A 10,649-nucleotide genomic window follows, 5' to 3' on the forward strand; every position below is an offset into this window, starting at 1 on the left:
GTCGCGGTCATAGCTTGAAGGGAGGGTGGGCGCTGGCATGGGTGCATGGTGCGCAACACCACCACGCTCGACAAACGGTATTCCTGCGCGGTACGCGTGAGAAAATCGCACGCATGTTGCCCCGCCTGCCTCCGTTGAACGCGGTCCGTGCTTTTGCGGCGGCCGCGCGCCATCTGAGCTTCACCCGGGCCGCGCTGGAACTGCACGTCACGCACAGCGCGATCAGCCGCCAGATTCAGGTGTTGGAGGCCCACCTGGGCGTGGCCCTGTTCGAACGCAGAACCCGGCAGGTGCTGCTCACGGCCGCCGGCCACCAGTTCCATACGCAGATCGGCCCCGCCTTGGAGCAGATTGGCGCGGCCGCCGAATCGCTCAGGGGCAGCGCGCCACCGCGCACCGTGAAGATCAACGTCCGGCCCACGTTCGCGGTGCGTTGGCTGATCCCGAGGTTGCCGGGGTTTGTGGCCCTGCACCCGGACATCGAGCCGCAGGTGATGACCAGCACCCTGCCGCCCGACAAGGCGCAGGATCCTTTCGACCTGGCCATCCGGCGTGGCACCCGCGGGTGGCCGCCCGCGATGCAGATCCACCCGTGCCTGGAAGACGAGGCCCTTGTCGTGGGATCGCCCGCGCTGTTTGCCCGGTCTCCGGTCACTGACCCCGCGTCGCTGGCGTCCCATGTGCTGCTGCTGTCCAGATCGCGCAGCAACGACTGGGCGCACTGGACACAGCGGGCGAACCTGCCCGCGTTGAAGCCCGCCGGTTGCCTGCAGTTCGAGCACCTGCACTTTGTGCTGCAGGCCGCCGTGGATGGGCTGGGCTTCGCCTTGGCGCCGACATCCCTGATCGCCCATGACGTGGCGTCGGGGCGCCTGGTCTGCCCTTTGCCCGATGTGCGGATGGCACTGAGCAGCCACTGCGTCGGTGTGGCCCCGAACGCGAGCCCGCAGACCCAGCGGTTTGTCCAGTGGCTTTTGAACGAGATGAAGACCCCATCGGGATGAGCTGAGAGGCCGAAAGTCTTTCGCTCATGCCCACGCAAAGGCGTTGAGTGCGTGGCACAGGTGGAGGATGATCGCCTCCATGAATCTGCGATTTGTCGAAGCCTTTCACTGGGCGGTCTCGCTGAGCAGCGTGACGCGCGCCGCCCAGAAGCTGCACATCACCCAGTCCGCTCTCTCGGCGCGGATTTCAGCGCTGGAAGAAGAGCTCGGCACGGTGCTGGTCGACCGGCGCGACAAGCAGTTTCGCCTCACGATTGCCGGGCAGCGCTTTCACGTCATGGCCCAGCAGCTGCTGTCCGTGCAGCGCCAGATCAAGGAAGCCATGGGCCACAACAGCAGTGGCCTGGTCACCGTGCGCATTGGTGCCATCGAGTCCGTGGTGCACAGCTGGCTGCCCGGGTGGCTGGTGCGCATGCGCTCGGAACAACCCGACTTTGCCTTCGAACTGACGGTGGAAACCTCGCCCGTGCTCGTGGACCAGGTCAAGCGTGGCGCGCTGGACCTGGTGTTTGCGGCCATCCCGGCCACCGACGCCGGCCTGCGCACCGTGGCGCTGCCGTCCATGGCCTTGTCCTTCGTCGGGCGCGTCGACATTCATCAGGCCAGCCGCTACCGGCTCAACGACCTGGCCTGTTTCGAGCTGATGACCTTCCAGCGCGGATCGCAGCCCCACCAGGCCTTGCTCGAACTCTTCCAGGGCGAACACACCTCACCGCCCCGGGTGCACAACATCTCGTCAATATCGGCCATGGTGCAGCTGGTCGAAGCGGGATTCGGGGTCGCCACCCTGCCCTCCGAGGTGATCGACGACCTGGCCCAGCGCTCGCCCCTCAAGCGGCTGCCGGGCACACCGGCGCTGGCCCCGCTGCCCATCCATGCGAGCTACCGGGAAGACCCGACCAGCAGCCTCACCGAGTCGCTTCTGAGCTCGGCCATGAACCACCTGAAGACCTCCGCCGCGTCCCGACGACGGCGCTCGCACCCTTCTGGTGCCTAGGGTTTACCTTATCAGGGTAAACGCGCACTCGATCAGGTCATCAATTTTTTCGATGACCCTGCGCGCAAATTTCTCGTTGGATGGATCGGGGCAACGTGCTCAGAATTCGCGGCATTCGCCAATGACCGCCCGCATCCAGCATGACCACCAACCCACCCATCCCATTGCACACCGGCTCCAGCGCACTCGAGGTGCGCCGTGCCGCACGGCTCGGTCAACTGACCGGCCACACCAGCGGACTGGCTCGCCACCACGTGCAGGCCAATCTGGCCATCCTGCCCAAATCACTGGCCGATGATTTCCTGCGCTACTGCCAGCGCAACCCCAAGCCCTGCCCCCTGCTGTCGGTCAGCGAGCCAGGCCAATACCGCCTGACCGATCTGGGCCAGGACCTGGACGTCCGCACCGATGTGCCCCGCTACCGCGTGTGGCAAGGCGGTGAGTTGGTCGACGAGCCGACCGACCTGACGGCCCTGTGGCAGGACAACTTCGTGACCTTTGCGCTGGGCTGCTCCTTCTCGTTTGAGCACGGCCTGCTGGCCGGTGGCATCCGCCTGCGGCACGTGGAACAGGGGCTCAACGTGGCCATGTTCCGAACCAACATCGCCACCCGCAGAGCCGGCCCGTTTCACGGCCCGCTCGTCGTCACGATGCGCCCCATGAAGGCGGCCGATGCGATCCGCGCCGTGCAAATCACCTCGCGGGTTCCCGAGGTGCATGGCGCACCCATCCACATCGGAGACCCCTCACTCATCGGCATCAACGACCTGCAACGGCCCGACTACGGCGACGCCGTGCAGGTCATGCCCGACGAGCTGCCGGTGTTCTGGGCCTGTGGCGTCACACCACAGGCCGCGATCGCCGTTGCCAAGCCCCCGTTCTGCATCACCCACGCCCCGGGGTGCATGTTGGTCACGGACCGGCTGAACGACCAACTGGGTCTGGGCTGACCCTTTTTTCCTCTCTTCCTTCCTTGTTCCAACCACCCCCAGGAGCTGACATGCACACCACCAAACGACTTTTCCTGACGGCCGCAAGCGCCGCCGCCTTCCTGACCTGCGCCGGCGCACCGGCGCTGGCACAGACGCCGGTCAAGTGGGACATGCCCACGGCCTACCCGGTCAGCAGCTTTCAGACCGAGAACCTGCAGACCTTCGTCAATGACGTCGACAAGGCCACGGGCGGCAAGCTCAAGATCACCCTGCACCCCGGCGCGTCGCTCTACAAGGCCAACGAGATCAAGCGCGCGGTGCAGACTGGCCAGGTGCAGGCCGGTGAATTCATCCTCTCGGGTCACAGCAACGAGAACCCGCTGTTCGGCGCCGACTCCTTGCCGTTCCTGGCCGACAGCTACGCCGAGGCCCGCAAGCTGGCACAGGTGGAGCGCCCCCACCTGGAAAAACTCCTGGCCGCTCAGGGCATGAAGCTGCTGTACACGGTGCCATGGCCAGGCCAGAGCCTGTACAGCGCCAAACCGGTCGAGTCGCTGAACGACCTCAAGGGCACCAAGATGCGCGCCTACAACCCCGCCACCTCGCGCATCGCGCAACTGGCCGGCGCACAACCCACGACGATCCAGCTGGCCGAGCTGGGGCAGGCGCTGGCCACCGGCGCCGTGCAGAACTTTCTCACCAGTAGCGCCAGCGGTGTCGAGAACAAGCTGTATGAGAGCGTGAAGCACTTCTACCGGGTCAACGCCTGGTTGCCCAAGAACGCCGTCGTGGTCTCGCAAAAGGCCTTCGACGCGCTGGACAAACCCACCCAGGAAGCGATGAGCAAGGCGGCCATGGTGGCCCAAGACCGCGGCTGGCGCCTGAGCGAAGCCAAGGACGCCGAGTACCAGAAGGAGCTCGCCGCCAAGGGCATGAAGGTGGCCGACCCGAGCCCGGCGCTCAAGCAGGAACTCAAGGCCATCGGCGACAAGCTGACCGGTGAGTGGCTGGTCAGCGCGGGCGCGGACGGCCAAGCGATCGTTGACGGCTTCCGCAAGCCCTGAGGCCATGAGAACCCTTCTGGACCTGATCTACCGCGCCATGGCCTGGCTCTCCATGCTGGGCATGGCCGCCGCCTTTGCCGTGGTCGCCCTGGGCGTGCTCGCGAGGCAAATGGACTGGGACGTCCCAGGGCTGGACGGTTATGCGGGCTATGCCATCGCAGCCGCCCTGTTCCTGGCCTTGCCCGCCACCTTTCAACGCAACGAGCACATCCGCGTCACCCTGCTGATGGAAAAAGCTTCGATGCGCTGGCGCGGGGTGCTTCAGGTCTGGAGCCTGCTGTCGGCCAGTGCCTTGTGCGCTTTCCTGGCCTGGTACTGCGTCCGAATGGTGTGGATGTCGTACACCACGCACGACATCTCCCAGTCGATGGACGCGACCCCGCTGTGGATCCCGCAGCTGACCATGGCGGTGGGGGCCACCGGCCTGGCACTGGCCTGCGTGGACGCCACGCTGAGCCACCTGCTGGGTCGGCCCTTCTTCCAGCATGCGCCCGCCGGTGAAGCGGCACGGGTCGAATAACGGAGAACCCCATGGACGCACTCATCGCACTGTCTCTGATTCTTTTCATGCTGCTGGTCCTGGGCTCCGGCCTGTGGATCGGCCTGTCCCTGTTGGGCGTGGCAATGATCGCCATGCAGCTGCTCACCGAGCGGCCCGTGGGCGACGCCATGGTGCTCACCATCTGGGGCAGCACCACCAGCTGGACCTTGACCGCGCTGCCGCTGTTCCTCTGGATGGGCGAGATCCTGTTCCGGTCCAAGCTGGCCGAGGGCATGTTTCGCGGCCTGGCACCGTGGCTCAACAAGCTGCCCGGACGCCTCCTGCACGTCAACGTGATCGGCTGCGCAATCTTTGCCGCCGTCTCTGGCTCATCGGCCGCGACCTGCGCCACGATCGGCAAGATCACGCTGCCCGAGCTCGACAAACGGGGCTACCCCGTGCCCCTGTCCGTCGGCACCCTGTCGGGCGCCGCCACACTGGGCCTGCTGATCCCGCCCTCGATCATCATGATCGTCTACGGGGTGGCGGCCAACGTGTCCATCGCCAAGCTGTTCATGGCCGGCGTGATCCCGGGCATCCTGCTGGCGCTCGTCTTCATGGGCTACATCGTGGTGTGGTCCCTGCGCCATCCCGACCAGATCCCCGCCGCCGATGCGTCGATGACCCTGCGCCAGAAGCTGTACGAGGGCCGTCACCTGCTGCCGGTGGTTGCCCTGATCGCGCTGGTGCTCGGGTCGATCTACTCCGGCGTGGCCACGGCCACCGAGGCGGCGGCGCTGGGGGTGGCGGGCTCGCTGCTCCTGTCGGTCGTCGAAGGCTCCATGACCCGCGAGCGGCTCTTTGACGGGCTGGCCTCGGCGACCCGGGTGTACTGCATGATCGGCCTGATCCTGGCCGGCGCCTCGTTCCTGACGCTGTCCATGGGCTTCATCGGCCTGCCGCGCCACCTCGCCGAACTGATCGGCGGTCTGGGCCTGTCGCCCTTTGCCCTGATGGTGATGCTGGTGATGTTCTTCATCGTGCTCGGCTGCTTCCTCGACGGCATCTCGATGGTCGTGCTCACCATGGCCGTGCTCTTGCCCACCGTGGAGGCCGCCGGCTTCGACCTCATCTGGTTCGGCATCTTCATCGTGCTGGTGGTGGAGATGGCCCAGATCACGCCACCGGTGGGCTTCAACCTGTTCGTCATCCAGGGGCTGACCAAACGCGAGATCACCTGGATCGCCAAGGTCTCGATGCCCTTGTTCTGGCTGATGTGCGCCTTTGTTCTCTTTGTCTACTTCGTGCCAGGGGTCGTGACCTGGCTGCCCAGCGTCATGCAGTAGCCGTCGCTGGCCCTTCGCGCCAGCGCCGACAAAGGAGTAACCCATGCACCGTCGACATGTGCCGGTGGCCCTCGCGGCCACCCTGGCAGGACTTTCTGTCGCCCGCCCCCTGTTCGCCGCGCCCACCCAGTGGACCGTGGCCACCGGCTACCGCAGCGACGGCTTCCACGCCGCCACGCTGCGCTGGCTGGGGCAGGCCCTCTCCGAAGCGACCCAGGGCGCCCTCAGCTGGCAGGTGGTGGCCGACGGCAAGCTGGCGCCGCTGGCCAAGATCCCGGAAGCGGTGACCACGGGCCAACCGGAGGTGGGCGAATGCATCATGACCACCATGGCCGGCGCCTGGCCCGTCTGCGGGGCCGATGCCATTCCCTTCATGACCCGGCACGGCGCCGACGCCCTGCGGCTGTGGAAGGTGCAGCGCCCGGTGGTGGACCGCGCGCTGCGTGCCTCGGGCCTGGTCCCTCTGTACGCCGTGCCCTGGCCGGGTCAGGGCCTCTACAGCGTCGAACCGGTGCGCTCCGCGGCGGACTTCCGGGGCCGTCGCATGCGCACCTACAACCCGACCACCCGCCGCATCGCGGAAATGCTGGAGGCCACGCCGGTCGAGGTGGCGATGGCCGACGTCGGCAAGGCCCTGGAGACCGGCCGCATCGACAGCATGATCACCTCGTCGGTCACCGGGGTCGAGCAGCAGGCCTGGCGGTGGATGCACCACTTCTACGACCTCAACGCCTGGATGCCCAAGAACCTGGTGATGGTCAATGCCGCCGCGCTGGAGCGCCTCGACCCGAAGGCGCGCACCGCCCTGACCGAGCTCAGTGCCCAGGCCGAACAACGGGGTTGGGCGGCCGCCGAACAGGCCGCGCTGCAGTCCCGCGAAACCCTCGCCAAAGAGGGCATGCAGGTCGAGTCCACACCGCCCTACCTGCGCGGCACCCTGGTGCGCATGGGTGAGCGCTTCGCCCGCGAGTGGGTGCGAGAGGTGGGCCCCCAGGCCAACCAGATTTTCATTCCCTATTTCAGTCAACAGTGAGCTTCCAGTCATGAACCCGATTCCCTCTCCACAACCTCCCCGACCTCCTCTCTGGCAGTTCTGGATCGACCGGGGCGGCACCTTCACCGACCTGGTCGGGCGCTCGCCCGACGGCACGCTGCACACGCTCAAACTGCTGTCGGAAAACCCCGAGCAGTACAAGGACGCGGCGGTCGAAGGCATTCGGCGCCTGCTCGGCCTGCGCGCGGACCAACGCATCACGCCCGAGCTCGTCGACTGCGTCAAGATGGGCACCACCGTGGCGACCAACGCCCTGCTCGAACGCAAGGGCGACCGCACGGTGCTCGTGACCACACGCGGGTTCCGCGATGCGTTGCGCATCGCCACCCAGGCCCGTCCCCGCCTGTTCGAGCGCCACATCGTGCTGCCCGAACTGCTGTACGAACGGGTGATCGAGGCCGACGAGCGCATGTCGGCCGACGGTGAGCTGATCAGGCCCCTGGACGAGGCCAGCCTGCGCCAGGCGCTGCTGGCGGCGCACGCCGATGGCATCCGTTCCTGCGCGATCGTGTTTCTGCACGGCTGGCAATCGCCCGAGCACGAACGGGCTGCACAAGGCATCGCCCAAGAGGTGGGCTTCAGCCAGATCTCGGTGTCGCATGCGGTCAGCCCCTTGATGAAGTTCGTGCCGCGCGGCGACACCACGGTGGTCGACGCCTACCTCAGCCCGATCCTTCGGCGCTATGTTGCGCAGGTGGCCGACCAGATGCCCGGGGTTCCGCTGCTGTTCATGCAAAGCTCCGGCGGGCTCACGCAGGCCGATCACTTTCAGGGCAAGGACGCCATCCTCAGCGGCCCGGCGGGCGGGATCGTCGGCATGGTGCGCACGGCCGAGGCCGCCGGCATGGCCAAGGTCATCGGCTTCGACATGGGCGGCACCTCGACCGACGTGAGCCACTACGCGGGCGAGTTCGAGCGCGCGTTCGACACCGAGGTGGCCGGGGTGCGCATGCGCGCGCCCATGATGAGCATTCACACGGTGGCCGCCGGTGGCGGCTCCATCATCCGCTTCGATGGCCACCGCCTGCGCGTGGGGCCGGAGTCGGCCGGCGCCAACCCCGGCCCCGCCAGCTACCGGCGCGGAGGCCCCCTGGCCACCACCGACGCCAACGTCATGCTCGGCCGGATCCAGCCCGACCATTTCCCCACGGTGTTTGGCCCGGCGGCCGACCAGCCGCTGGACCGCGAGGTGGTGATCGACCGGTTCGCCGACTTGGCCGTTGCCATGAACGCAGCACGGTTGGACCCGCAAGCGCCGGCGGTCACCGCTGAGGAGGTGGCGGCCGGCGCGCTGCAGATCGCCGTGGCGAGCATGGCCAATGCAGTCAAGAAGATCTCGGTGGCGCGCGGCTACGACCTGGCCGACTACGCGCTGCAGTGTTTTGGCGGCGCGGGCGGCCAGGCGGCCTGCCTGGTGGCGGACGCGCTGGGCATGACGCGCATCCTGGCCCATCCCTTTGCGGGCGTGCTCAGCGCCTACGGCATGGGCCTGGCCGACCAGACGGTGATGCGCGAATGCTCCGTCGAACAGACCCTGGACGAACACGGCCTGGCAGCGGCCCGCGGCAGGCTGCTGGCGCTCAAGGAAGATGCGCTCGACGAGATGCGCGCCCAGGGCATCGACACCGAGGCGGTGGAGTCACTGTTCCGTGTGCTCGTCCGCTACGAGGGCACCGACACCGCGTTGTCGTGCACGGTGTCGGTGGCGAGCACGCCGGCGCACGAAATCGCGGCCCTGCGCGACGGTTTTGAGTCCACGTACCGGCAGCGTTTTTCGTTCCTGATGGCGGACCGGAACCTGATCATCGAATCCGTGAACGTGGAGTGCCGTCTGGCCGGGGAGGCCCTGAGCCAACCGGCGCCGGTGGCGCCGGGCAAGCCGCATGTGCCACCGCCCAAGGCCATCGTCAACATGTACTGCCTGGCCGACGGATCGCCGGCCGGCTGGCGGGCGGCCCAGCTGCACCAGCGCGACGCGCTGCAGGCCGGCGCCACCGTCGACGGACCGGCGGTGATCGCCGAACGCAATGCCACCACCGTGATCGACCCCGGCTGGCGCGCCCGGATGACCGAGCTGGGTGACCTGGTGCTGGAGCGGGTCCGCCCGCGCGTACAGGCCGCCGCCGTGGGAACGCAGGTCGACCCGGTGATGCTGGAGGTGTTCAACAACCTGTTCATGAACATCGCCGAGCAGATGGGGCTGCGCCTGCAAAACACCTCGCAGTCGGTGAACATCAAGGAGCGGCTCGACTTCTCTTGCGCCGTGTTCGACGGCCAGGGGCAGCTCATCGCCAACGCCCCCCACATTCCGGTGCACCTGGGCTCCATGAGCGAGTCCATCCGCTCCATCATCGACCGCAACGCCCGCATCAACCAGGGCGACGTGTTCGTGCTCAACGACCCGTACCACGGCGGCACCCACCTGCCGGACATCACGGTGGTCACACCGGTGTTTCTGGGGACGGGTGAGGAACGCCCGGCGTTCTACGTGGCCAGCCGCGGCCACCACGCGGATGTCGGCGGCATCACCCCCGGCTCGATGCCGCCGTTCTCGACCGGCATCGGTGACGAAGGCATCCTGATCGACAACTTCAAACTGATGCAGCGCGGAGAGCTTCGTGACGGCGCCATGCTGTCGCTGCTGCGTTCAGGGCCCTACCCGAGCCGCAACCCGGAGCAGAACCTGGCCGATCTGCGCGCGCAGATCGCCGCCAACAAAAAAGGGCAGCAAGAGTTGCTCGCCATGGTGGGCCAGTACGGGAAGGGCACGGTGCTGGCCTACATGCAGCACGTGCAGGACAACGCGGAGGAGTGCGTGCGGCGCGCCATCACCGCCCTGCGCAACGGTTCGTTTGAGCTCCCGATGGACAACGGCGCCTGCATCCGGGTGGCGGTGCGTGTCGACGCCGAGCGCCGTTCGGCGGTGGTCGATTTCACCGGCACCAGCGCCCAACTGCCGAGCAACTTCAACGCGCCCCGCTCCATCACCATGGCGGCCGTGCTGTACGTCTTCCGCACCCTGGTCGACGACGCCATTCCGCTCAACGCCGGCTGCCTCAAGCCCATCGAGGTGATCGTGCCCGAGGGCTCGCTGCTCAACCCGCGCCACCCGGCCGCGGTGGTGGCGGGCAACGTGGAGGTGTCGTCCTGCGTCACCAACGCCCTCTACGGTGCGCTGGGGGTGGTGGCCGCCAGCCAGTGCACGATGAACAACTTCACCTTCGGGGACGACACGCGGCAGTACTACGAGACCATTGCCGGCGGCTCCGGCGCCGGCCAGGGCTTCGCCGGCACCTCGGTGGTTCAGACCCACATGACCAACTCGCGCATGACCGACCCCGAGGTGCTGGAGTGGCGCTTCCCGGTGCGGGTGGACAGCTTCGAGATCGCGAGCGGCACTGGCGGTCGGGGGCGGTGGAACGGCGGCGACGGCGGGGAGCGGCGCATCCGCTTCCTGGCGCCGATGACGGCCTCGATTCTCAGCAACGGCCGCCTGCACGGGGCTTTCGGTGCGGCGGGCGGGCGGGCCGGCCAGCCCGGCGCCAACCGGGTCGAGCGCGCCGACGGCCGCCTGGAGCACCTGTCACACATCGGCGAGGTCAGCATGCAGCCCGACGACGTGTTCGTGATTCGAACCCCGGGCGGCGGCGGATGGGGCCAACCGGTGGCAGACCTGGTCGCCGAGACCCCATGACGGACACCCCAGCGTCAAAAAACCAAGCGGCATGACACCCACCGCCGAACAGCGCCTGCAGGCGCTGGGCCTCACCC

Annotated in this window: 8 protein-coding genes; all 8 read left to right on the forward strand. The window is 67.5% G+C overall.

The features are described 5' to 3' along the window. The first annotated feature begins 113 nt into the window (after nucleotides 1-113). Complete coding sequence (locus B0E41_RS10435) at nucleotides 114-1,004, forward strand: LysR substrate-binding domain-containing protein (protein ID WP_077331033.1); 891 nt, start codon at nucleotides 114-116, stop codon at nucleotides 1,002-1,004. Between the two features lie 79 nt (nucleotides 1,005-1,083). After that, nucleotides 1,084-2,001 (forward strand): LysR family transcriptional regulator, encoded by a 918-nt coding sequence (locus B0E41_RS10440; RefSeq protein ID WP_077331040.1) that lies wholly within the window; start codon nucleotides 1,084-1,086, stop codon nucleotides 1,999-2,001. 140 nt (nucleotides 2,002-2,141) lie between these two features. Beyond that, nucleotides 2,142-2,951, forward strand: a complete 810-nt coding sequence (locus B0E41_RS10445) for a putative hydro-lyase (protein WP_077331034.1) — start codon at nucleotides 2,142-2,144, stop codon at nucleotides 2,949-2,951. A 50-nt stretch (nucleotides 2,952-3,001) separates the two neighbouring features. Next, nucleotides 3,002-3,997, forward strand: a complete 996-nt coding sequence (locus B0E41_RS10450; protein ID WP_077331035.1) for a TRAP transporter substrate-binding protein — start codon at nucleotides 3,002-3,004, stop codon at nucleotides 3,995-3,997. A 4-nt stretch (nucleotides 3,998-4,001) separates the two neighbouring features. Next, nucleotides 4,002-4,517: a TRAP transporter small permease gene (locus B0E41_RS10455; RefSeq protein WP_077331036.1), complete on the forward strand. Its 516-nt coding sequence runs from the start codon at nucleotides 4,002-4,004 to the stop codon at nucleotides 4,515-4,517. 11 nt (nucleotides 4,518-4,528) lie between these two features. Further along, the gene (locus tag B0E41_RS10460; RefSeq protein ID WP_077331037.1) at nucleotides 4,529-5,824 is read left to right on the forward strand and encodes a TRAP transporter large permease subunit; all 1,296 of its coding nucleotides are present in this window, start codon (nucleotides 4,529-4,531) and stop codon (nucleotides 5,822-5,824) included. Nucleotides 5,825-5,867: 43 nt separating this feature from the next. After that, entirely contained in the window at nucleotides 5,868-6,857 is a 990-nt protein-coding gene (locus B0E41_RS10465) for a TRAP transporter substrate-binding protein (RefSeq protein WP_077331038.1), read from the forward strand. A gap of 10 nt (nucleotides 6,858-6,867) precedes the next feature. Continuing rightward, nucleotides 6,868-10,572 carry a hydantoinase B/oxoprolinase family protein gene (locus B0E41_RS10470; RefSeq protein WP_077331039.1) on the forward strand — a complete coding sequence of 1,235 codons (3,705 nt, stop codon included), beginning with the start codon at nucleotides 6,868-6,870 and terminating at the stop codon, nucleotides 10,570-10,572. Nucleotides 10,573-10,649: the final 77 nt, after the last annotated feature.

The sequence above is a fragment of the Hydrogenophaga sp. A37 genome (assembly GCF_002001205.1).
Lineage (GTDB): Bacteria > Pseudomonadota > Gammaproteobacteria > Burkholderiales > Burkholderiaceae_C > Hydrogenophaga.

Coding starts and splice junctions, on each gene's coding strand:
- B0E41_RS10450 (WP_077331035.1), top strand. CDS start 3,002: ATGCACACCACCAAACGACTTTTCCTGACGGCCGCAAGCGCCGCCGCC.
- B0E41_RS10465 (WP_077331038.1), top strand. CDS start 5,868: ATGCACCGTCGACATGTGCCGGTGGCCCTCGCGGCCACCCTGGCAGGA.
- B0E41_RS10435 (WP_077331033.1), top strand. CDS start 114: ATGTTGCCCCGCCTGCCTCCGTTGAACGCGGTCCGTGCTTTTGCGGCG.
- B0E41_RS10460 (WP_077331037.1), top strand. CDS start 4,529: ATGGACGCACTCATCGCACTGTCTCTGATTCTTTTCATGCTGCTGGTC.
- B0E41_RS10470 (WP_077331039.1), top strand. CDS start 6,868: ATGAACCCGATTCCCTCTCCACAACCTCCCCGACCTCCTCTCTGGCAG.
- B0E41_RS10445 (WP_077331034.1), top strand. CDS start 2,142: ATGACCACCAACCCACCCATCCCATTGCACACCGGCTCCAGCGCACTC.
- B0E41_RS10455 (WP_077331036.1), top strand. CDS start 4,002: ATGAGAACCCTTCTGGACCTGATCTACCGCGCCATGGCCTGGCTCTCC.
- B0E41_RS10440 (WP_077331040.1), top strand. CDS start 1,084: ATGAATCTGCGATTTGTCGAAGCCTTTCACTGGGCGGTCTCGCTGAGC.